The 22,422-nt window shown below is 44.0% G+C and carries 17 protein-coding genes; 3 read left to right on the top strand and 14 right to left on the bottom strand.

Annotated elements, in window-relative coordinates:
• Positions 1-169: 169 nt before the first annotated feature.
• The 4 genes from CW740_RS03415 to rpoE form a co-directional block, all read right to left on the bottom strand.
• Positions 170-1,471 carry a Do family serine endopeptidase gene (locus CW740_RS03415; protein WP_106646215.1) on the bottom strand — a complete coding sequence of 434 codons (1,302 nt, stop codon included), beginning with the start codon at positions 1,469-1,471 and terminating at the stop codon, positions 170-172.
• 155 nt (positions 1,472-1,626) lie between these two features.
• Positions 1,627-2,118 (bottom strand): SoxR reducing system RseC family protein, encoded by a 492-nt coding sequence (locus CW740_RS03410; protein WP_106646214.1) that lies wholly within the window; start codon positions 2,116-2,118, stop codon positions 1,627-1,629.
• A 149-nt stretch (positions 2,119-2,267) separates the two neighbouring features.
• The gene (locus CW740_RS03405; RefSeq protein WP_227523891.1) at positions 2,268-2,933 is read right to left on the bottom strand and encodes a sigma-E factor negative regulatory protein; all 666 of its coding nucleotides are present in this window, start codon (positions 2,931-2,933) and stop codon (positions 2,268-2,270) included.
• A gap of 337 nt (positions 2,934-3,270) precedes the next feature.
• Positions 3,271-3,861, bottom strand: a complete 591-nt coding sequence (rpoE, locus tag CW740_RS03400) for an RNA polymerase sigma factor RpoE (RefSeq protein ID WP_106646212.1) — start codon at positions 3,859-3,861, stop codon at positions 3,271-3,273.
• A gap of 252 nt (positions 3,862-4,113) precedes the next feature.
• Here rpoE and nadB point away from each other — a divergent pair, with 252 nt between their 5' ends.
• Complete coding sequence (gene nadB / locus CW740_RS03395) at positions 4,114-5,721, top strand: L-aspartate oxidase (RefSeq protein ID WP_106646211.1); 1,608 nt, start codon at positions 4,114-4,116, stop codon at positions 5,719-5,721.
• On the opposite strand, the gene CW740_RS03390 is transcribed toward nadB, so the two are convergent.
• Together CW740_RS03390 and CW740_RS03385 are read right to left on the bottom strand one after the other, a co-directional pair.
• Positions 5,712-6,218 carry a protein YgfX gene (locus CW740_RS03390; RefSeq protein WP_106646210.1) on the bottom strand — a complete coding sequence of 169 codons (507 nt, stop codon included), beginning with the start codon at positions 6,216-6,218 and terminating at the stop codon, positions 5,712-5,714. The two genes, nadB and CW740_RS03390, sit on opposite strands and share 10 nt — an antisense overlap.
• Positions 6,219-6,246: 28 nt before the next feature.
• Positions 6,247-6,501 carry an FAD assembly factor SdhE gene (locus CW740_RS03385; protein WP_106646209.1) on the bottom strand — a complete coding sequence of 85 codons (255 nt, stop codon included), beginning with the start codon at positions 6,499-6,501 and terminating at the stop codon, positions 6,247-6,249.
• Between the two features lie 107 nt (positions 6,502-6,608).
• Between CW740_RS03385 and ygfZ the strand changes: the two genes are divergently transcribed.
• A complete protein-coding gene (ygfZ, locus tag CW740_RS03380; protein WP_227523890.1) occupies positions 6,609-7,523 on the top strand; it encodes a CAF17-like 4Fe-4S cluster assembly/insertion protein YgfZ in 915 nt (304 codons plus the stop codon).
• A 75-nt stretch (positions 7,524-7,598) separates the two neighbouring features.
• On the opposite strand, the gene CW740_RS03375 is transcribed toward ygfZ, so the two are convergent.
• From CW740_RS03375 to CW740_RS03355, 5 genes are all read right to left on the bottom strand, one after another.
• Positions 7,599-9,446, bottom strand: a complete 1,848-nt coding sequence (locus CW740_RS03375) for a DUF885 domain-containing protein (protein ID WP_106646207.1) — start codon at positions 9,444-9,446, stop codon at positions 7,599-7,601.
• Positions 9,447-9,560: 114 nt separating this feature from the next.
• Positions 9,561-9,836 (bottom strand): DUF3081 family protein, encoded by a 276-nt coding sequence (locus CW740_RS03370; RefSeq protein ID WP_106646206.1) that lies wholly within the window; start codon positions 9,834-9,836, stop codon positions 9,561-9,563.
• 241 nt (positions 9,837-10,077) lie between these two features.
• Complete coding sequence (gene lysS, locus CW740_RS03365) at positions 10,078-11,577, bottom strand: lysine--tRNA ligase (protein WP_106646205.1); 1,500 nt, start codon at positions 11,575-11,577, stop codon at positions 10,078-10,080.
• Positions 11,578-11,991: 414 nt separating this feature from the next.
• A protein-coding gene (prfB, locus tag CW740_RS03360; RefSeq protein ID WP_106646204.1) for a peptide chain release factor 2 occupies positions 11,992-13,090 on the bottom strand; the annotation gives its coding sequence in 2 pieces (ribosomal slippage) (positions 11,992-13,014 and positions 13,016-13,090; 1,098 coding nt in all).
• Positions 13,091-13,219: 129 nt separating this feature from the next.
• Complete coding sequence (locus CW740_RS03355) at positions 13,220-13,738, bottom strand: DUF4442 domain-containing protein (RefSeq protein WP_106646203.1); 519 nt, start codon at positions 13,736-13,738, stop codon at positions 13,220-13,222.
• Between the two features lie 116 nt (positions 13,739-13,854).
• Here CW740_RS03355 and CW740_RS03350 point away from each other — a divergent pair, with 116 nt between their 5' ends.
• Positions 13,855-15,699 carry a DUF885 domain-containing protein gene (locus tag CW740_RS03350; protein ID WP_106646202.1) on the top strand — a complete coding sequence of 615 codons (1,845 nt, stop codon included), beginning with the start codon at positions 13,855-13,857 and terminating at the stop codon, positions 15,697-15,699.
• A 69-nt stretch (positions 15,700-15,768) separates the two neighbouring features.
• Here CW740_RS03350 and CW740_RS03345 read toward each other — a convergent pair whose 3' ends face one another.
• From CW740_RS03345 to CW740_RS03335, 3 genes are read right to left on the bottom strand one after another with little or no spacing between them, the layout of a single operon-like run.
• Positions 15,769-16,311 (bottom strand): GNAT family N-acetyltransferase, encoded by a 543-nt coding sequence (locus CW740_RS03345; protein WP_106646201.1) that lies wholly within the window; start codon positions 16,309-16,311, stop codon positions 15,769-15,771.
• Between the two features lies 1 nt (position 16,312).
• Positions 16,313-19,720: a UvrD-helicase domain-containing protein gene (locus CW740_RS03340; protein ID WP_106646200.1), complete on the bottom strand. Its 3,408-nt coding sequence runs from the start codon at positions 19,718-19,720 to the stop codon at positions 16,313-16,315.
• Positions 19,713-22,415, bottom strand: coding sequence for a PD-(D/E)XK nuclease family protein (locus CW740_RS03335; protein WP_106646199.1), 2,703 nt, complete (start codon positions 22,413-22,415; stop codon positions 19,713-19,715). Before CW740_RS03335 ends, CW740_RS03340 begins: the two co-directional genes overlap by 8 nt.
• Positions 22,416-22,422: the final 7 nt, after the last annotated feature.

The raw sequence follows: 22,422 nt of genomic DNA, 5'->3' as shown, positions 1-22,422 counted from the left end.
AACAAACGCTGCCCTTCGGGTTCAATCAAAAGCGACCTGCTCTTTGTTGCTCGTCATTAGCTTAGAATGACTAGGCTACATAACGAGCGTCGCGATCAGAACACTTTTGCTTTGAACAAAAATTGAACCGCAAAGCTCAACACGCTCTAAGCACTGGCCTCACTGAGTTTTAATCTAATTTAATCACAAAAAAGTCACTACCCCGTCCCGGCCTGGCTACCAGTAGTGCAACTTTGCCTTTTTCAGGGAGACTAGCCAACGCCCTTTGATAATCTTCTAGCGTACGAATAGGTGTTTGGTGAAGCTTTTGAATAATGTCTCCGTTTTGAATACCAGCCTGTGCCGCAGGGCTTTGTTCCATTACATCGCTGACCACCACGCCATGGCGAATACCGTAAGCTTCCTGCAGATCCTCTCGCAGGACCTGGACACGAATACCAAGTTTGTCCTGCCCGCCATTGATGGATGCTGTACGACCTGAACTATCGGTTAAAACTGCATTAACCGTGATCTCTTTGCCGTTTCTAATCACATCAAGCTTTACCGTATCACCAGGCATTTTTTGACCTACGTAATAAGGTAGATCCTGTGCTTTACGAACGGGCTTACCATCAACCGCAATTACAACATCACCTTCCTGTAGACCCGCCGCTTCTGCTGCAGAACCTGGAAGAATTCGCCTGACCAAAGAGCCGCTAACCTCTTTTAGGCCAAAAGCATCTGCCCTGTCTTGATCAATCGAACTGAACATGACTCCTAGATAACCCCGATTGACAACACCTGTTTCCAGTAATTGCTCCCGGATATTATTTGCCAGATCAATTGGAATCGAGAAAGATAGACCCGAACTAATCATAGGGTTAAAAACCATTGAGTTAATACCAACGACCTCACCCTCAAGGTTTACTAGTGGTCCACCAGAGTTACCACGGTTAATAGCAACATCGGTTTGAATGAATGGTACATACTGGGAACCCACTTCACCGCGCCCCTTAGCACTGACGATACCGGCGGTTACGGTTTGTTCCAGATTAAAAGGTGCGCCGAAAGCTAGTACCCACTCACCAACCTTAAGAACATCAGAAGTTCCAAGTTTAAGAGCCTTTAAATCTTGTTTACCCGGCTCAATTTTTAGAAGGGCGACATCCGTGTTTGCATCACTTCCAATAACTTCAGCTTTAAATTCACGACCGTTGTAAAGTTTTACAGTGACGGTATCTCCATTATCAATAACGTGATGATTGGTTAAAATGTAACCCTCGTCATCAATGATAAAACCGGATCCTCCGGCACGTCCTGCCACGCGTCCCCAGCGTATTACATCAACCTGAATGCTAACGATACTGGGCTGGACTTTTTCTACCAGTTCTGTGAAATCAGGGTAAGAAGACTTTGCCGGTAGGCTAATAACACTACCGACAACAAACAATATGAAGGTAAGGCCTATTGAATAAAAACGCTTCAGCATCATTTATACTCCCGCAACTTGTCAAAGAAACTACAAGCATTCAAATTATTAGCTATTTCAAGGAAAGCCTCATAACCCAGCAGGCTCACCAAAAAATCAAACAAATTCAAAGATTGGAAATATATTAGGGAAAACAGTTCCGACGGAGTCGTCAGTGCTTAGTCGACGGTTGTTTCGATTTGTTTCACCGCAATCGGTCTCTTTACAATTCTTAACAATACCGGTTCCGTTTGCCCATTTTGGGCCGCATATCTGCTGTATAAATGTGTAACCACGAAACCAATAGCTAAGCCAGTAGCAGCAGCGAGAATAGAGCTCAACTCAGAAGAGTTAGTGAGCCAGAACTGCCAGACCAGCAAAGCCAGGATCATGCTAATCAGCGGCACCAGATACACCATAAAAGAAGCTCGAACCACCAGGTTGTCTGGAATTCCAACTTCTACCTCATCATCTATATTGGCATTAACCTTATTTTTCAAGGGGGTAACGAATACTTTATGTGAAAATGCCTTGCTGACAATGCCACTGCCGCATACCGTATTCACCTGACAGCTGGAGCAGCCAGTTTTACTCTGTGTCTGCACCCAGACAGTGTCATTTTCTTTGGCCACCACACGGCCAATTTCGGTCAGCATGTTGCTTTGATTCATAAGAGATTCGCCATGAAACTTTGTTAACCATTTTACTGAATATCAAGTGGAAAAGCAGTGAGCTTTTAGCAATGATTGCTTTTAGAAGCAAAAAAGCCGAAGTCATACTTCGGCTTTACTGGGAATAGATTGGATACTTAGCTTGAACTTTACTGACCTTCAGCTTGCTCCTGCTCAACTTTAAGGGGAGTTGGTTGCTGTGTTTCAGACTGCCCAGCCATCAAGGGCACACTAACCGGTATTACTTTCTGGTTACTAACCACCTGAACACTAGGCAGCAGACTAGATTGTGATAGTGACTCATGCTTCAAGAACATATCATGGATTGTTTGCAACTCCTGACGCTCTACTCTGCTCAAGCTCGTTGTGTTGCTTGCTGCTGTTGGTATTGCATCATTGCTGGCGACAGTAGCCATTGGGTTGACCTGTGAATCAAGCGTATTCTGATTGCCCACATTGAACAACACAACCAGAGCTACAGAAGCCGCGATTGCATAACCTGCGATTTGTTTAAATGGATTACTCGGGAAACTGATGACATTAGACTTTGGTTGAGTTGGAGTAACCGCGTGCTCAGGTTCATTAGCAATTTCTGCACTAACACGGCCAGCGATATCTAAGTCCATGTGCTGAACTTCATCGCGCATAACTTGGCCAATTAAGTGATAGCGACTCCATAACTGCATTTCTTCGGATTCGATAGCGAAGCTATTTTCTGAAGCAAAAGCTTCAAGCTCATTATCCACCCAGGCGGATACATTTTGCTTGTCTAAACGCCCTGCCGCGCCTATGTCCAAATTTTTATTGTCCAACATTAACATCCAACCTCTATTTCCAACCACAAGCCTAAAATGCCGCTTAAATATGTCGAAGACGGCAAAACCCGCGACTTAACTGTCCATGCGTCAAATTGTCTTATTGACCTGGGTTGGAATGCTATAACTAAGAAATATGCATTTGACCCTATCTTTAAGACATCAAGCATCAATCCTAATTGCTTGATTTTAAATAACAATTCAATTTAATTACTCATTCAGCAACTGTAAAGTGTGCTTTTTTGAGTTCAAATCTTATACACATTGACTAGACCCTGTGTAAAAAGTTCAGCAGAAATGTAAAAAAGTTTGTATTTCCACTGTTAACTTCATCCTGCTAGGAACGCCAACCCTGTTCCAAAAGTGGCGCGATCTTTTGATCAATCGCGTCACGAGCACGAAAAATACGTGATCTGACCGTTCCAACCGGACAGTCCATGACCTCGGCAATCTCCTCGTAACTCAGACCATCCATTTCACGCAAAGTAATAGCCGTTTTGAGGTCTTCTGGAAGATCATCTATGGTTTTAAAAATGATATTCCTGATCTCATCACGAAACATGATGCGTTCTGGACTACCTGTATCTCGCAAGGCATCACCGCCTTCATATTGTTCTGCTTCCACTGAGTCGATATCACTGCCCGGAGGTCTTCGTCCCTGAGATACCAGATAGTTTTTAGCGGTATTTATCGCAATCCGATATAGCCAGGTATAAAAAGCACTATCACCACGAAAACCCGGCAAAGCCCGGTAAGCCTTTATAAAAGCTTCCTGTGAAATATCCGCTACTTCATGACTGTCTCTGACGTAGCGGGATATTAAGTTCATGATTTTATGCTGGTACTTTTTGACCAGCATATCGAAAGCGCGCTTATCGCCTTCCTGAACACGTTTTACTAACTCTGAGTCTAAATCAGCCCCAGACATATAATCCCCTTTTAATTGTTATCTTCTTCACGAAGTCGCTTGCAGGGCAAACATTGATTGATCCGGGTCATTTAACCCTTCGCTAACCAGCAAAAAAACTAACTGGCTGTCGTGCGGTTATGATAAAGTCCGCCAATATTAAACGGTATTCTGCTAGGAAAATACTAAAGTTTCCAGTGACTTTCTAACAGATAGCGACAAACACAGACTCGGTTAACGGTAGAAAAGTTCCCAACTTTTATCATGGATATCATGAAAAACACAATTAATCCTTCACAGCACACCACCGATGTGCTGGTTATTGGTAGTGGTGCAGCTGGTTTGTCAGTAGCTTTGCGACTGGCTCATTTAGGTAAAATTACTGTACTTAGCAAAGCTGAAGTAACTGAAGGTTCAACTTTTTATGCCCAAGGTGGTATTGCAGCGGTGCTTGATGAGAGTGACAGTGTTGACTCTCACGTTGAGGATACCTTAATCGCTGGTGCTGGTCTGTGTGATGAAAAAGCCGTTCGCTACACTGTTGAGCACTCCCGAGAAGCCATTGAGTGGCTGATTGAGCGAGGCGTCATGTTCAGCAAGGAAGACGAAAGCTACCACCTGACTCGAGAAGGTGGGCATAGCAAACGCCGCATCATTCATTCTGATGACGCTACCGGTAAGGCGGTTTCTACTACGCTGGTATCCGCGGTTCTAAATGAACCCAATATCAATATTCTCGAACACTATATCGCGGTAGATTTAATTACTGGCAATAAACTAGGCAATGATGATAACCGCTGTCATGGCGCTTATGTCCTTAACCTGAAAAAGGATCGGGTAGAAACTATCAGCGCACGTTTTGTGGTATTGGCCACAGGTGGCGCCAGCAAAGTTTATCTTTATACTTCAAATCCAGATGTGGCTAGTGGTGATGGCATTGCCATGGCCTGGCGTGCAGGCTGTAGCGTTGCCAACCTGGAATTTAATCAGTTTCACCCAACTTGTCTTTATCATCCTCAGGCGCGCAGTTTCCTAATCAGCGAAGCGCTTCGTGGAGAAGGTGCGGTCCTGCTTCGCCCCAATGGCGAGCGTTTCATGCCTGAGTACGATGAGCGGGCAGAATTGGCACCTCGCGATATAGTTGCCAGAACCATTGACCATGAAATCAAAAAGCATGGTATTGAATGCGTTTATCTGGATATTTCGCACAAAGACGAAGGTTTTATCAAAGGCCACTTCCCAACCATTTATTCACGCTGTCTTGAGTTTGGTCTGGATATTACTAAAGATGCCATTCCGGTAGTTCCAGCTGCCCACTACACCTGCGGTGGCGTAAAAGTGGATCTTAATAGTCGCACCGATGTTAGCGGCTTATATGCAGTTGGAGAAGTCGCCTGTACCGGTCTGCATGGGGCCAATCGCATGGCGAGCAACTCCCTACTGGAATGCCTGGTATTTGCTCAGGCAGCGGCCAATGACATTGAAGCACAATGGGATCCAAACCAATCACCACCGGTGTTACCGCCGTGGGACGAAAGTCAGGTCACGGATTCTGATGAGGAAGTGGTTCTTAGCCACAACTGGCATGAGTTACGACAACTGATGTGGGACTATGTAGGTATCGTTAGAACCGATAAGCGCCTGCAAAGAGCCTTACGCCGCATTGAATTATTAAAGCAGGAAATCCACGAGTACTACAGCAACTTCAAAGTTAGTAACGACTTGATTGAGCTGAGAAACCTGGTAGTGGTTGCCGAACTCATCGTTCGCTGCGCCATGCAACGTAAAGAAAGCCGTGGCCTGCATTACACTCTGGATTATCCGAAGTTGGCTAAAGAAGCGAGAGACTCCTATTTAGTACCTTTAGACAATCATTCCTGATTAATTCTGGTGTCCCCCCTACGATAAAAACGTAGCACTCGAGACAGATGTCTGAAATCTGTCTCGCTTACAGCATCACGACAAATCAATAACCGTTTCTTGTGATTAATTAGTAAATTTGAGAGCTTTGGCAGACTGCCATCAAAAGCATTATCCAATTTATAGTTCAATAAAATCCAACCTGGCCAAAGGACATTATTATCTTCAATTTCGATCGCAATTTTTTGCTCGTTTGAGCCATGCTGTCGAACCATATACCAATCGCCATCAATAAATTGAAGTTGCCTGACTCCAGCATTTAACCGTGAAAAGGCTCGATATTGCCATACAGTAAGGGGAAACAAAACAACTATGCTCACAACAAAAAGAACAAGAGCGGCTTTTAAGGAGAACTGAGAAAAAGTAAAAACTACGATGCTGGAAAATACCAGCAACCAAAGCAAAAGGATAGCTCGCACTAGAGCTTTTGATGGGTTGATATCAATAAAAAGATTCATGTCACTCCCTGACAAATCATAAATCAGTTTATTTTATTTTTTTGTTAATGAACTCTTTAATTGCTGCAATGATAGGAGCAAACTCAGGCTTTGGGGTGTCATAGCCCATAATCCAGGCATAGAGGTCAGGGTCATCCTGCTCCAGAAATATCGCATATTGGGCGGCCTTTTCATCATCAAAATGGCACGCTTCTTCTTCGAGGTATGGAATCAATACTACGTCTAATTCCAGCATGCCACGACGGCTAGCCCATTGTAATTTCTTCAACTGCTCTTCAGTCATAGGTTCAAACTCAAAATTGTTTGGCGGAATTATAACGGTAACGGTGCAAAACCGCTAAGAATCAGAGTAAAATTATCCGCGTTATGAAGCAAAATAAGCATTCAACTATGAATTTTACCAATCAAGACGCAATGCAACACATCATCCAACTTCAGAATATTGCATGTGAACTGGGCCATTACGGCATTATCAGGGTGCATGGCGAGGACGCAAAGAAGTTTCTTCAGGGGCAGTTGACCTGCGACCTGGACAAAATCACAGACCAGAAAGCTAGCCTTGGTGGATTCTGCAATGTTCAGGGACGTCTGCATGGTATCTTTTTCACCATTAAGTATGGCGAAGATTACTTGCTGCTGGTACCTAAACAGGGACTAGAACACCTGCTCAATAAATTGAAAATGTACGCCGTCTTTTTCAAGGTTGAACTGGTAGATGCCAGCCTCGACTTTCAGATCTGGGGGCACACGCAAAAAGGCGCAAACAGTAATTTTGCTGAAGATATGAGCCTGGTGGTAACTGAGGCTAATGGCGTCACAGAGGTACACTTGAACAGCCTGTTCAATGCTTCCTTCATGGTTGCAGAAAAGGAGCATGGCAATGCAATTATCAAAGCACTGGAAGGCACTACGCTCGCTGACGTTAACGCTTGGGACTATATCGAAATTCAGGCTCATATCCCCTTGGTCTACGAAGAAACTATCGAAGAGTTACTGCCACACTTTGTTGGTTTGCCGCAGGTAGGCGGAGTCAGCTTTGACAAAGGGTGCTACACAGGTCAGGAAATCGTTGCTCGTATGCATTATCGCGGTAAGCTTAAAACTCATGCTTTACTGGCCTACTCTAAAGACACGGCAACTTTAACGCCGGGTGACAAGGTTCACAACGAGGATGATAAAGCTGTTGGAGATGTCATTCGCTCAACGGTTTTTGATGGCAAAACTTATGCCTTAATAAGCCTTGCCGACAAGGCCATGGAAAGTGAACTGACGATCAATGGTGCCCAATTCGAAATTCTTGACTGATTAAGAGAAGATTAAAGTCACATCCATAAAAAAGCCCTTACGAATAAGGGCTTTTTTATCACAGTAGCTTAATAATTAAGATTGTGACTTTTTCTGTTCTTTAATCCAACGATTGATTTTATCTTCCAGAATATTCAAAGGAATTGCACCATCTTTAAGTACTTCATGATGGAACTCGCGGATATCGAACTTATCGCCTAACTCATTTTCAGCCAGTGTTCGTAACTCACGAATTTTGAGCTGACCAATTTTGTAGGCAAGGGCCTGGCTTGGAATAGCCATAAAACGCTCAGCTTCTGAGACCATGCGTGCTTCAGCAGCTGGTGAATTTGCTTCCATATACTCGAGAACCTCTTCTCTGCTCCAGCCTTTTGCATGTAAACCGGTATCAGTTACCAGGCGGATGGCACGCCACAACTCGGCACTCAACGCACCAAAGTATTGGTAAGGATCGGTATAAACGCCCATTTCCTTACCCAGCGATTCAGAATATAGCCCCCAACCTTCCGTATAAGCAGTGGTACCACCAAAACGTCGGAAGTTCGGAACATCTTTTAACTCAATTTGCGTTGAGCGTTGGAAGTGGTGACCTGGCACAGCTTCATGAAGATACAAGGATTCAACGGTCCATGTTGGACGAGCTGATAGGTCATACGTATTGACGTAGAAAATACCTGGACGAGAACCATCTGGTGACGGGCTTTGGTATGATGCCGCTGAAGAAGATTGCTCGCGATAAGGCTCAACCGCACGGATTTCAAACTCAGCTTTTGGAATTACCTTAAAGAGATCCGGAGCAGTTTTATCGAGCTTGCCTCTTAAGTTCTCATAAGCCTGCAACATGTCTTCTTTTGTATCAAACTGGAACTGCGGATCAGTCTTAGTAAACTCAAAAAACTCCTTGAGTGTACCCTCGAAGCCTACTTCCTTCATAACCCCCTTCATTTCATTGTGCAGACGAGCGACTTCGTCCAATCCAATTTGATGAATTTGTTCTGGCGTTAAATCAGTACTGGTTGTTTCTTTGACCTTAAAGGCGTACCACTCTTTACCGTTTGGCAGTGCCACCATACCCGAGGTCTCACGTGCCGCAGGAATATACTCTTTCTCAATGAAGTCATGCATTTTTTGGTAGGTTGGAACGACCCAGCCTTTAATAGCTTTGACATATTCTTGAGTTAAACGCTTTCTGTCCTCTTCTGAGAAAGATTCAGGCATATTTTTAATTGGGCCATAAAAAAGGCTGGTCTCAACATCATCAACAATGTGTGCTTTGAGCTGTGGCAATACCTTAACCATCAATGCCTTGGGCTGCACAACGCCCTGCTCCATACCTTCACGCATGTTACCAATGATAACGTCAACACCACCCGCTGCCTGCTCAAGACGGCTTAACCAGTTTTCATAATCTTTAACAGTCTTAAACGGTTGTGCACTATTGCCCGAACCCAACATGGCAATGAAATTGAAAGGATTATAAAACTGCTGAATAGGCTGTAAATGGTCAGGGAACTTAGCACCCTCGATTTCAGCTTCGCGCTCACCTTTAAAAACTTTGTAACTCAGTAAGTCTTGCCCTTTTAGCTTAGAAGGATCAATAGTATTAATTTTTGCTAAAAATTCTTTACTGAAGGCTAACTGTTTTGCGAGACCCTCTTCCGTACCCCAATCACCGAGTTGGTCATTGAAGCGATTATCGCCCATAAACGTTGCCATCAATGGATTCATTTCAAGGCTTCTTTCCCAGTGCTCAGCATAGATAGCCGCAGCTTTTTCAGCTTCAGTTTGCTGTTTAACAGCAGCGACTTTATCGCTACTTAGGAAACTAACTGTGGTCGGGCTTGCAAGAACGGTGGCGCTGGAAAAGGCCATTGCAATAGAAAAGGACAAAGCGGTAACTTTGTGGATTCTCGAACTACTCATTGAATACTCCCACTGGTTATAGTGTTTTTAATGTGTGAATCACTATAACCGTGAGCAAAAAGCAACTCAAAAGTAACTGGTAACAAAGTGTAAATTGTATGATTTACCTTGGACTCAGGACTTATCTTTAGACTTTCTCAAAGCATCGATTTTGTTTATCTTTTCGAAAAAAGCCTCTTTATCTATTTGATTTTTATAGCCTAAGTCAAACCGACTATGGAAGTATATATTGAGAGTTACTTTTTCATCGGTCAATTCTACGTCATAGCCATCAAAACCTGACATAGCATAAATACCTTTAAAGTAATGACGATTACCACGTTGCTCGCCTTTATCAGCGATAATCTGAAACACTCTCAGTGCTTGACGGATATCTATATCAGTGGACATATACTTTTCGATTGATGATTTTCGATCATGATAAAGGAAATACTGTGAATTCTAAATAAAAAGGGCGACTCAAAAGCCGCCCTACAAATTGAACTATCCTGCAGACTTTAATTAAAGTCTTAAAAATTAGGATTTTTTGTCTAAGACGAGGCTTTAAGCAATTTATCTCGCGGAGTTTACTAAAAGTAAATGAGCAAGATAAATTGCTTTATAACGAAGTATTAGGCAAAAAAGACAATTTTTATTCAGGTCGCATATGCGGGAATAGCAACACATCACGAATACTTGGACTATCAGTCAACAACATCACCAGACGATCAATACCGATGCCCTCACCAGCAGTTGGCGGAAGGCCATACTCTAGTGCACGGATGTAGTCAGCATCATAGTGCATAGCTTCATCGTCGCCTGCATCTTTCGCTTCAACCTGTGCCTTGAAACGATCCGCCTGATCTTCTGCGTCATTCAACTCTGAGAAGCCATTGGCTAACTCGCGACCACCAGCAAAGAATTCAAAGCGGTCAGTAATGAAGGGATCTTCATCATTACGACGTGCCAATGGAGACACTTCTGCTGGATATGCAGTAATGAAAGTTGGTTGAATCAATTTATGTTCAGCCACTTCTTCGAAGATTTCAATCTGAACACGGCCCAAGCCCCATGAGTCTTCCAACTTAAGTTTCAAACGCTTAGCGACTTCACGAGCCTTATCCATATCAGTTAATTGCTCAAGCTTAATTTCTGGCTGATATTTCATGATGGCTTCAAGTACCGTCATACGTGCAAATGGCTTGCCAAAATCATAAGTTTCACCACTGCTTTCAAACACCGTCTTACCAAGCACCGTTTCAACCGTATAACGCAACATTGCTTCAGTCAGATCCATCAGGTCATTATAATCAGCATAGGCCCAGTAGAACTCAAGCATGGTGAACTCTGGGTTATGGCGAGTCGATAAACCTTCGTTACGGAAGTTACGGTTGATCTCAAATACTTTTTCAAGACCACCCACAACTAAACGCTTTAAATATAGCTCTGGTGCAATACGCAAATAAAGTGGCATATCCAATGCATTGTGGTGCGTCTCGAATGGGCGTGCAGATGCACCGCCAGGAATCACATGCATCATTGGGGTTTCAACTTCAAGGAAATCGCGAGATTCTAAAAAGTCACGAATCGCCTTAACCACTTTTGAGCGAACAATGAAAGTTTCACGAGATTGTTGATTAACAATTAGATCGACATAGCGCTGACGATAACGCGTTTCCTGATCTGACAAACCGCTCCACTTGTCAGGTAACGGACGTAATGATTTAGTTAATAGTCGAATACTGGATGCTTTAACAGATAGCTCGCCTTTGTTGGTTTTAAAAACAGTACCTTCAATGCCAACAATATCGCCGATGTCCCAGGTTTTAAAATCTTCATAGACTTCATCACCAACTGCATCTTTGCGGACGTAAGATTGAATGCGACCAGACATATCCTGAATGGTAATAAAACTCGCTTTACCCATGTTACGGAATAACATGATGCGGCCAGCAACCTTTACCTTCTTACCCAATTCTTCAAGCTCAGTCTTTTCCTTATCGCCATACTCGTGGGCAATTTCCTCAGCTAAAGAATCACGACGGAAGTCGTTCGGGAAGGCAATCCCCTGTTTTCGTTTATCTGCCAACTTTTGCTTACGTAAAGTAATCTGCTCGTTGACATCAACTACTGGGGTTTCTTGATTGCTCATTTTCGTTTATTACCTCAATTTACCGTTAAATAACTAGTTACGTTTTCAATATTAAATTTTTGATGTGATAAAAATGTCAAAACACTTTCAATTTGTCCAAACATTATCCTGGTTAAGCTAACCTTGAATTCGCGTTCAAAATCGAGCGACCACAGGTGGCTCCTACACGCTACCTCAGCACTTTTACTAAGTAAGTGCGAGGCAAAACTTTTTTAGCGAGGGCCGGAGCCTACTTGCCTCACTTTTAGAGCGTTTGTGGGCAGCAGATACAGCTCCCTTCTGAACCACTTCAGCGTTTTTGCTAAGTAAGTGCGCGGCAAAACTTTTTAGCGATGGCCGGAGCCTACTTTTAGTAGGTGACTGCTCCGCTTAAAAAGTTTTAACAAAGCAATTACAACGCACAAAGCGCTGAAGTTAAACGCCTGCTTTGAGCGAGGCTTCGATAAAGCTGTCCAAATCTCCATCCAAAACCGCCTGAGTATTACTTGATTCATGTCCGGTACGTAGATCCTTAATCCGCGACTGATCCAATACATAAGATCGAATCTGGCTGCCCCAGCCAATATCGGACTTAGTATCTTCCAGGGCCTGCTGCTCTTCTCGCTGCTTTTGCATCTCAAGCTCATAGAGCTTGGCTTTCATCATACTCATCGCCTGAGCACGATTTTTGTGCTGAGAGCGATCATTCTGACATTGCACCACAATTCCAGTCGGAATGTGCGTTAAGCGTATCGCAGAATCGGTTTTGTTGACGTGCTGACCACCGGCGCCACTGGCACGGTAAGTATCTACTCGTAAGTCTGCCGGATTAACCTCGATATCAATATCATCGTCAACTTCGGGATAGACAAATACCGATGCAAAGGAAGTATGGCGACGATTGCCTGAGTCAAATGGAGACTTTCTCACCAAACGGTGAACACCGGTTTCCGTTCTCAACCAGCCATAAGCATATTCGCCTTCGACTCTGATAGTAGCACTTTTAATTCCAGCTACATCACCATCTGACTCTTCAGTCACTTCGGCTTTAAACCCTCGGCTTTCACACCAGCGAAGGTACATTCTTAACAACATGCTGGCCCAGTCCTGGGCTTCGGTGCCGCCTGAACCCGCCTGGATATCAAGGTAGGCGTTATTTTCATCCATTTCGCCAGAAAACATTCGACGGAATTCTAGCTTTTCAAGACTGGCATTCAGTTGTTTTACTTCATTCTCAATCTCGGTGACGCTATCAGCATCATCCTCTTCAACGGATAACTCAAGCAACTCCTGATTATCGGCTATACCTGTCTCAAGATCTTTTATGGTGTTAACGACGGCTTCCAGCTTGGCTCTTTCCTGGCCAAGAGACTGAGCTCTTTCCTGGTCATTCCAGACATCGGGCTGCTCAAGCTCGCGCTCGACTTCTACAAGCCTTTCTTGCTTTGTATCAAAGTCAAAGATACCCCCTAAGCGTTTCAACACGCTCAGACATATCTTTCAATTGTTCACGGATAGGGTTTACTTCCAACATATTCAAATTAGTACTTGTAATGAATGAGTTTGCGCAGGCGCAAAAGGGCGATATTTTAACCAATCTGATGCTTACTGCATACCCAAATTGCACTAACACAGTGCTTTTATTGTTAAAACTCCTGCTTTCTCAACGCCTCTTTGGGGTCCAGGCCCATATCATGGTGCACTCAATCGGCTCCTTGTTTTCCTCATCCATAACGCTTACCGCCACATTTACCTCTCCTTTTTCTTCGCTCAAAATCGATTGGCGCTGTTCTTCTGTCAGGTTTGCCCTGGCAGTTAAACTTCCAACAGCCCTTTTCATGAAGTCAACTTTCAGGGTCTTTATCACCAAATACTTATCATCTGGAACATTCATCCCTACCACCATACCGGTGGCGGTTTCAGCGATGAGAGCCATGGCCGCAGCATGAACGGTACCTATATGATTCTGTACTTTCTTGCGGTTCTGAATTCGGAATATCGATTCATCCTTAGTCAGTTTTAACACTTCTATTTTGGCTGTGCCCACCAACTTCACAGTTTTTCTAATCACAAAGTTAAGCAGGAAGCCCCGTATAAACTTTGGGTATGACTGGATGAACTTAACAACTTTAGCCAGACGGTTATCCGCCAATGCTTTACTGGAAGAAACAGTGTCATTCATATTAATGCCTTTATGGGCCTTGTGGCCTATTTGTAAACAGATATTACAAATCATATCCTCTTCAATAATTTAGTGCTAATGTTCTTAGCTCGAGAGGAAAGATTCAGGAAAATAATATGACCAAAATAACCCTAGTAAGTCTTAGTCTGGCTTTAGTACTTTATGGCTGTAGCAATGAGCAAGAACAGACAACAACAAAAACTGCTACTGCAGAAGTGACACAGAGTCAGTCAGAACAAACGATGACCACGGAAGAAGCTTCTAAAGCGCTTAATCAAATATTCGAGCAACAATTCCAGGCAAGTCTGGCTCTTAATCCAATCCAGGCAACAGCTATTGGGGTACACGGATATAACGACAAGTTACCCAATTTCTTATCACCTGAGTTTCGTAAGAAAAGTCACGACTTCACCGTCGAGTGGTTAGACAAAGTAAGGCAGATTGATCGAAAGCTGTTAACTGGTCAAGATCGCCTTAGCTATGACATTTACATATACAACTCGGAACACAGCCTCAACGGCGAGCAGTTTCCGGGCCACTTAATTCCAATTAATCAGTCCAGCAATATCGCAAACTTTTTTGCCCAGCTGGGTTCTGGCCAAAGCTTCCAACCATTTAAAACAGTGGAAGATTACGAAAACTGGCTGAAACGTGTTGATGGTGGCGTTGCAATTATGGAGCAAGCTATTACCAACATGAATCAGGGAATTGAGAAAAAAGTTGTTCAGCCAAAAGCTCTTATGCAAAAGGTTATCCCACAACTGGCTGCCCACGTAGTTGAAGATCCAACACAGAGCATTTTCTATACCCCAATAACGAATATGCCTGAAGATTTTTCTGACGAAGACAAGAAGCGTCTTGAAGCAGCTTACAAGCAGGCAATCGTTGAGAAATTAGTTCCTGCCTATAAAAATCTACATGACTACATTAAAGACGATTACATGCAGCATGCACGGGATAGCTTCGGTTTAAGTGAGCAACCTAATGGTGAAGCCTGGTACAACTATCAACTTAAAACCTACACCACTACCGATCTGACGGCAGAAGAAATTCATCAGTTTGGGCTCGACGAAGTTGCTCGTATCCGCGCTGAGATGGAACAGGTAATGGCACAAGTTGGCTTTGAGGGTACTCTGGAAGACTGGTTCAAGTATGTTCAGGCCAACCCAGAGTTTTACTATGACAACGAAGAAGATTTGTTGCAGGGCTATCGAGATTTACAGGCCAAGGTAAACAAGTTATTGCCGAGCATGTTCGATATAGCACCTAAAACCGATTACGAAGTTCGCGCAGTAGAAGCCTTCCGCGCCGAATCTGCAGCTGGGGCTTCTTACATGGCAGGTTCGCCCGATGGCTCACGTCCTGGTATTTTCTACGTTAATACCTTTAACTTAAAGGGCCAGCCAAAATTTGGCATGGAAACACTGTCCATTCATGAAGCAGCACCAGGCCACCACTTCCAGATATCCTTGCAACAGGAGATTGAAGGCCTGCCGATGTTCCGCCGTTTTGGGGGCTTGAGTGTTTTCAGTGAAGGTTGGGCACTGTATGCTGAATCCATCGGTAAGGAAATGGGTATGTTCACTGACCCAATGCAATACTATGGTCGTTTGAGCGATGAAATGCTACGCGCCATGCGACTGGTCGTTGATACAGGACTTCATGCAAAAGGCTGGTCACGCCAAGATGCCATTGATTACATGATGGCTAATTCGTCAATGGCTGATACTGATGTAGTCTCAGAGGTTGAACGTTACATCGCTTGGCCAGGTCAGGCAGTGTCCTATAAAGTTGGTCAACGAATTATCAGCAACTTGAGAGCGGAAGCAGAGCGAAAGCTTGGCGATAAGTTTGAAATAAAAGCATTCCATCGAGAAGTTTTAGTGGATGGTGCTGTGCCGATGCCAGTACTGGAAACTAAAATCCGTGAGTGGATTGATTCGCAACTCAATGAAGCCTGATAATCTAGGTATACAAAAAGCTTAGGCACACAAAAAAAGGAGCTTCGGCTCCTTTTTTATTGCTGATACTTAAAGTTTCAAATTTCTTTTCAAAACGCCATAAGCCACTTCGTTTTGCCAACGCCCATCAAAGTTAAAGTTTTCCTGAAAATATCCCTCTCTCTGCATGCCAATTTTTTCCATCAGCTTCCAGGAAGCTATATTTCTCGGTTCACAATAGGCCACTAGCTTATGAAATGGCCAGTCACGAACAATTAACTTCAAGAGAGCCTGTAAAGCCTCAGAGCCATAACCATGTCCTTGAAAATGACGGTTAAATTTATAACCAATCTCTATTTGCTGATGCTGTTTGCTTTTGTAACGAAAGCCAACGTCACCAATCATTTTTCCAGTATCTTTGAGGACGACTGCAGCACCCATCCATCGTCCCTCTTCTCCTGTCCAGTCACCGGCATGACTCAAAAACATCTCACGCGCAACTTTGGGATCACCCACCGGACGAATATATTTCATCACTTCTGGGTCAAGAGCATACTCAAGATAATCATCCAGATCTGATGCATCAAAGGGTCTTAATAGTAATCGTCCAGTGTCTATGGTGTTTTTATTCAATTTATAATTCCTCAAATCGCTTGAGCATCGGAAAGTACAATGCTGTTTTAATAGGTCTTTGTTCTATTCGACTGACCAGCTCTTTATATTGAGTAAGTTGCGGCGCATAACGCTCTCGTTCCGATGCAATAAAGTTTTCAATATCCTGGCCCTGATGGTCACCGGTTTTGTAATCGACAATCCAACGAACACCTGCATCATCAACAAAGCTACGGTCAATAATAAAGTTTCGTACCACAGACCGGCCCTGCTCATCGGCTACCATACCAGTAAGCTCCCATTCGCAGACAGCATCCTTATGCGGTTTAAGAAGCCACTGTCCTTTTTGATCCCGCATGGTATTTCTTAAAGCTTTTATAGTTTTATCAAATGCCAGCTGGACTTCCTGTTCGGATGACAGGAATTCCGTGAGTTGCGGTAACAGGCCTTTAAAATGCTCCTTTTCCAACCGTTCAAAGCTTTGTCGTCCCAAACCAATCAACTCCAACTGCCTGTGCACAACCAGACCAACGACTCGTGCCACATCACTGGCCCAGTCAAAATCCAGTGCTTCACGCTCTATGAGGTCTTTGTCCTGAATACTGATCTGGTTATCAATCTCAGGTGGCTGCCACTGTTGATTCAGACGATACCAGCCATCGTAAAAGCTTGGAGCGTCAACCTGTTCACTTAATTCACCCAGTTTACCGATGATCTCTTCGAACTTTCTATTAATGGTGTTTTCATAGTGGGGCAGTAAGTAATACAGCAAAGAGCGCTTATCAATGGAACTGTAAGACCAGCCCTCCTTTGAACCCTTACCTGGCTCGCCACCACCTTTTTCTTCATCGTATTTCAGCTTTAGTTCACAGCTAAGCAACAGGCGTTTCTTGGCACGTGTTGCAGCTACATACAATAAACGAGCATCTTCAAAGGCGGCCTTTTTACTTTGAATATCACGAGCCAATTGATAAATTGGCTCCTGCTGTTCTGCCGCCTGAATCGGTGCCAATAAATAGCCTTGCTGGCCATGAGATGTAAACTCTTCCCACAGCAACAATTGATGACTGTCGGCCCTTTTCTGTCTCTGTAACGAGGGCAAGATAACCGTATCAAACTCGAGCCCTTTGGATTTATGCATGGTCATAATCTCGACCTGTGCCTTGTCCGCCTGTTGATTGGCGTATAACTCAGCTAACGCCGCCTGAATCCGCTCGAAAGTTATTGGCCATTCGTCGGCCTCCAACTCAATCAGTAAATTAAATACTGCATACACATCTTCAAGCTCATCCTGACTCAATAAAGCACTTGGTCCACCAAGTGCCATCCAGCAGGATTCCAATAACTGACTTAAGGGTTTACGCCCTGCATTGGCTATAGCACTGCTCAAAACAGGCCTTAATCTAAGTAAGGCAATTTTTGCTGGTTCAGTCAGTTCATCTACCGCTTCAAACTCTTCTAATAATTTCCAATAGTGATGATTAAATCGCTGTTGAAGATGGCTAAGGTCATTCAAGGTCACCCCTACATAAGGGGATTTGAGCAAGGCTGTCCAGGCAATGCCATCTTGTGGTTGTAATAACAGACGGCATAGCATCATCAAATCTGTGACACAACTTTTGTGCGAAAGGTACTCCATATCCTTGGCGTAATAACTGACTCCCGACTCACGAAACTGCTGCATGATATCCTGAGCGTGAGCCCGACCACGGACCAGCACAGCAATCGAACCTTTGGGGTCCTGTTTCAAGATACGCTGCACACTTTGAGCGGTATACTCAGCTTCGCTCCATCCAGGCTGATCAAAGTTTGTTAGGAAGTCCACAAAGTCCTGCTCGCCCTGCGGCTTCATTGCCTCTGCTGGACTGTAACTGACCGCGCCTAACAGCACATCATCATGCTTAGGAAAGATAGCTTCAAAGCGTCGATTAACCCAGTTAATAATCGCAGGTGACGAACGGAAGTTGGCCGTTAACTGTAATGATGTTAGCGGAAAGCCGTTAATGCCCTCCTGTTGAGTTTTAATAAAAAGACCCACGTTAGCTTCTCGGAATCTATAGATCGACTGCATCGGGTCACCGACCAGAAACAAGGTTCGACCATCACCCGGTTGCCAGCCAGCAATCAGTTTGTTCAGCAGTTGGTATTGAGTGAAGGAAGTATCCTGAAACTCATCAACCAACAGATGTTTGATCTTATAATCAAGTTTCAGTGCCAGCTCGGATGGCTCATCGAAATAACCCAGAGCACGATCTGCAGCCAAGGCTATTTCAATAAAGTCTGCTTCGGCGTTTGATTGAAAATCAACGGTCAGTTCGACCGTAACCAGTCTTAGCAGGTGTAACAATGAATATAAAATCTGCTGCTGTTCTTCACTGTAATCTGCACTCGGTAAGCTGCGGATATCGTTTAGAGTTTCAGCAAATTCAGGAATCTCTGACCAATCCTGGAACAGCTCTTTAAGATCGGCTTTGATTTGCTTACCCGTTTTCTTATCTTCACCTTGTAGATCGCCATCGGCCAACAAGCCAATCTTTTTATTCAGTTGCTTCTTAAAGGTACCAGCTTTGACCAGACAGAATTCAGCTATCGCCTGCCACTCACGAATATGAGTAAAGTTAAATTCGGGCAACTGAGTCACATTCTTTAATGCCTCAAGCTCATGACCAGGCTCTAAAAAACCTGCGGCAAAATGAATCGCCTGTAGGAAAGTGCCGTGTTCCAGTTTGGCTTGAAATTGCTGCAGAGCTTCCAGTCGTAACTGAACTATTTGGTTAATGCCATCCTGCAGGATCTCAATATCCAGCTCACCAGCACCCAATAAACGCAGCCACTGATCACGCTTGGCCAGCATCTGAGCTAGCAGCCCGATCAACTTTTCCACCTGATTATCAAGATGAGCCAATAGTTTTAAAATGTGCGGCCCATAATCTTCATCATCGAGATAATTAACGATTGTCTCTGCCGCTCGCTGATAGGATTCAGCAGCAAAATCAGTAATGCCCAAAGAGCCACCAAGCTTACTCAACAATGGCATTTGATTAGCAATCATGCCCGACATGGCATCGAAAGTCATGATTCGCAGGCGATGACTATTCTCAAGTAAACCCCAACCAAACTCATTGTTACGTTGCAACACTTTTTGCGCCAACTGCCAGGTAGTTTTATCATGTGGTGCATCAGGCTCAGAAGCATTAGCAGACAATAGAGCATCAATCAGTCGATGGCGCATTTCTGCGGCAGCTTTGCGGGTAAAGGTAATCGCAACAATTTCTTCCGGATTATCGACCGTGGTAAGCAGATTGAGAATACGCTGTGTTAACAAACTGGTTTTACCGGCACCAGCTGGAGCCTGCACAATAAACGACTGGCTATAATCTATCGCTTGTTCTCGGACATTTTGATCGGGTGGTACCATAAAATTAGTCATGACCACCTCCCTCTACTATTTCTTGAACATCCTGCGAGCGTTGCGCCCAACGGCTAATGGCGGTGTAGTCAGTAAAATCTCCCGTGTATTCGGTCAAGTTTGCTTTACCATCTTTGAAGTCCTGCGCTAACTGCTCGAGCATCTCATGCCATTGAGCAATGGCATGCTCAAAAGTCTCACCATAAGGATTGTACTGAGTATCTTTTAATGCCTTTACGCCGGATAGCATGTCTTCATCGTCAGTCATGCCAATATATTTGCAGGCTTTTAGGTGGGCCTGCATAAAGAGTATTCCTGCTACATTTCCACCCAATTGCTGTTCGGATATGGCATACAACAACAACTGTGGTTCGCCAATCGGATCACGAAGCAAAGACATTAAAGATGGTTGCCCGGTTTTATAATCGATAATTAGCAAACGTCCATCATTTAACTGATCAATGCGATCAATCACCATGCTGAAAGTCAGCCCAGCCAGCTCTAATGTGCGCGCTACTTCGGTGCCAATCACTGTAAAAGGTTCGCGCTCTTTATCGAGCACCAACGACTCTTCTATTAAAGCAAACAGTCGCAGCTTTTCGACCTGGTAGAAATTGGCATTGTTGAGCAAATAAATTCCACGACTTGCTTCATTCATTACAAACTCTAGTGTTTGATCAATTAAGCCAGCCTGTTCGTCAGCTGTTAAATTTAGTAAGGCCTGTTGAGTTTCGAGGCGTTGCCAAATTTTTTGCATGGCTCTATGGAACAGGTTGCCTCGATCCATAAAAGATATTCCAAGACTATCAACTTCAAACGGCTCTAATCCGAGTCGGTAACGCAAATAAGCATCAAAAGGCGAAGCTGCCTGCATTCTTAATAAACCAGTTCCGCCTCTGACTTCATAAGACTGTTCGATTGGCTTGCCGCTTTCATCGCGGAAAAACTCGAGCTCATCATTGATCGACCAGTTGTCGATAAACTCAGCGTTTTTACTTTGCAAGTCATACTGCTGCGGATGACTGTCAGACTTTTGTAGTAATTTCTGCAGCAGGGGACTGAGCATCTGTTCCTGCTCGCCATCATGTTCAGAAAAACTAATCACCAGCTCTGCATTGGCTCGTAAAGAGTCAAGCAAGGATTGCGCATAGTCCAGCTCTCGCTGATGTGAAGAACCCGGTAGTTGATACTTAAGTTGCAACGCTTTTGATAAGAATGGATTTGGAACGGCTTTCTGAGGCAACGCCTGATCGGTTGCTCCAACTAACCATACGGAGTCAAACTTCAAACCAATCGCCTCTAACAAACCAACAATCTGCAAAGGTGCACGCGGTTGTTGCTGATGGAACCCCTGTTGTTCAAGGAAAGTTTTTAATAAGTTTAAAGTTTTAGCAAACGGCAAGCGATCCGGTGTCACTCGTTGCAAGCTTTGTGATGATTTAATGGATTCAATAAAAGTTTGTTGAACCTGATACTCACGACTAGACAATGTGTTGTAACCGCTCCAATGCAACTTAGCCAGTAGTTCTAAAATAAACTGCATGTTAGTAGTGAAATCATTGGCGGAAAGATCCGTTTCTTGCAGCCACTGCTGAACCGTTTTTAACCAAACGCATGCCACCTGATGATGGCGCGTCAGCTTCAACAAATCATCTCGCGAATAGAAAGCCTTATTCGACTTTCGAACCACTAATTCTAGACGAGTAGCTTTCCAGTGGTCTTCCTGTTCTTTGTACAAATAAGGCGACAATAAAAGGTGCTGTAGTTGTGATTTGGTTACACTCCCCTGCACCACAGACAGCACATCCATCAATACTGCGACCATTGGCTGTTGCAACAAAGGTTCATCTATTGAAAAGTCATGCATTGGCTGTAGGACGTCTTTGCCCTGAATTAAACTCTGGGCGTAAAACTCGCGCTGGATTAATCGCTCGATATAGGATCGCTGACTTTGCAAATCAGGAACGACAATCGCAATCTGTTGTTGTGGTTCATCACCTCTATTTTGCAATAATTTTTCTTTTGCCCAACGCACCGCTGCCAGAAGTTCCTGCTTCGGCTCTGGCAAGGAATAAATGGTCACTGCATTTTCATTTGAGGGAGCCTCAATATGCCAATAAGTAAGCTGCTTATGCTGCTCCAGAGCCTGTAATAGCACTTCCTGCTGTGGCGATGGTTGTTGAAAGCCGTAACTGATAATATTGTTCGGCAACTGCTCGACAAACTTATCCAAATGTTCAAGCAGCAAGTTAGCCTGCTGATGAGGGTCGATCCAACCTTTTTCACTCAGTAATTGTTGGTATTGATTAAACCAGGTTTCAAATGCTGTTTGGTCCTGATCACCGGGCAAATAATCCAACGCCTTAATTTGCCATTGCTGACAGATCCGCCAGGCATCGTAAGAGAGCTTCTGCGTCTGTCGACTATTGAGCAGTGATTGTGCAACCTCAGAATCTGAGACAATTTTCTGCCATAGATACTGGCTTTGCACTGGCGTTAACCGTGAGGGCAAAACCGAATCCTGTTGAACTAAATCCCAGCAAAAATTAATAAATGCCTGCCAGGGCATGACCTTTAAACTGGGCCAGACCTCCAAGCCTTTCTGTAATTGATACTCCGCATATTGCTCACGTATAAAACGCGACTGACGTCGACTTGCAGTAATTATAATGGTCTGTTGGGCGTCGACGTCTTCAAAGTGAAATCCTGTTTGCATAATCTTC

It is taken from the genome of Kangiella profundi, assembly GCF_002838765.1.
GTDB classification, from domain to species: Bacteria; Pseudomonadota; Gammaproteobacteria; order Enterobacterales; family Kangiellaceae; genus Kangiella; species Kangiella profundi.
Note: the sequence above shows the minus strand (reverse complement) of the source record. Positions and strands in the feature narration are given on the sequence as shown.

Coding starts and splice junctions, on each gene's coding strand:
- CW740_RS03415 (WP_106646215.1), bottom strand. CDS start 1,471: ATGATGCTGAAGCGTTTTTATTCAATAGGCCTTACCTTCATATTGTTT.
- CW740_RS03410 (WP_106646214.1), bottom strand. CDS start 2,118: ATGAATCAAAGCAACATGCTGACCGAAATTGGCCGTGTGGTGGCCAAA.
- CW740_RS03405 (WP_227523891.1), bottom strand. CDS start 2,933: ATGTTGGACAATAAAAATTTGGACATAGGCGCGGCAGGGCGTTTAGAC.
- rpoE (WP_106646212.1), bottom strand. CDS start 3,861: ATGTCTGGGGCTGATTTAGACTCAGAGTTAGTAAAACGTGTTCAGGAA.
- nadB (WP_106646211.1), top strand. CDS start 4,114: ATGAAAAACACAATTAATCCTTCACAGCACACCACCGATGTGCTGGTT.
- CW740_RS03390 (WP_106646210.1), bottom strand. CDS start 6,218: ATGAATCTTTTTATTGATATCAACCCATCAAAAGCTCTAGTGCGAGCT.
- CW740_RS03385 (WP_106646209.1), bottom strand. CDS start 6,501: ATGACTGAAGAGCAGTTGAAGAAATTACAATGGGCTAGCCGTCGTGGC.
- ygfZ (WP_227523890.1), top strand. CDS start 6,609: ATGAATTTTACCAATCAAGACGCAATGCAACACATCATCCAACTTCAG.
- CW740_RS03375 (WP_106646207.1), bottom strand. CDS start 9,446: ATGAGTAGTTCGAGAATCCACAAAGTTACCGCTTTGTCCTTTTCTATT.
- CW740_RS03370 (WP_106646206.1), bottom strand. CDS start 9,836: ATGTCCACTGATATAGATATCCGTCAAGCACTGAGAGTGTTTCAGATT.
- lysS (WP_106646205.1), bottom strand. CDS start 11,577: ATGAGCAATCAAGAAACCCCAGTAGTTGATGTCAACGAGCAGATTACT.
- CW740_RS03355 (WP_106646203.1), bottom strand. CDS start 13,738: ATGAATGACACTGTTTCTTCCAGTAAAGCATTGGCGGATAACCGTCTG.
- CW740_RS03350 (WP_106646202.1), top strand. CDS start 13,855: ATGACCAAAATAACCCTAGTAAGTCTTAGTCTGGCTTTAGTACTTTAT.
- CW740_RS03340 (WP_106646200.1), bottom strand. CDS start 19,720: ATGACTAATTTTATGGTACCACCCGATCAAAATGTCCGAGAACAAGCG.
- CW740_RS03335 (WP_106646199.1), bottom strand. CDS start 22,415: ATGCAAACAGGATTTCACTTTGAAGACGTCGACGCCCAACAGACCATT.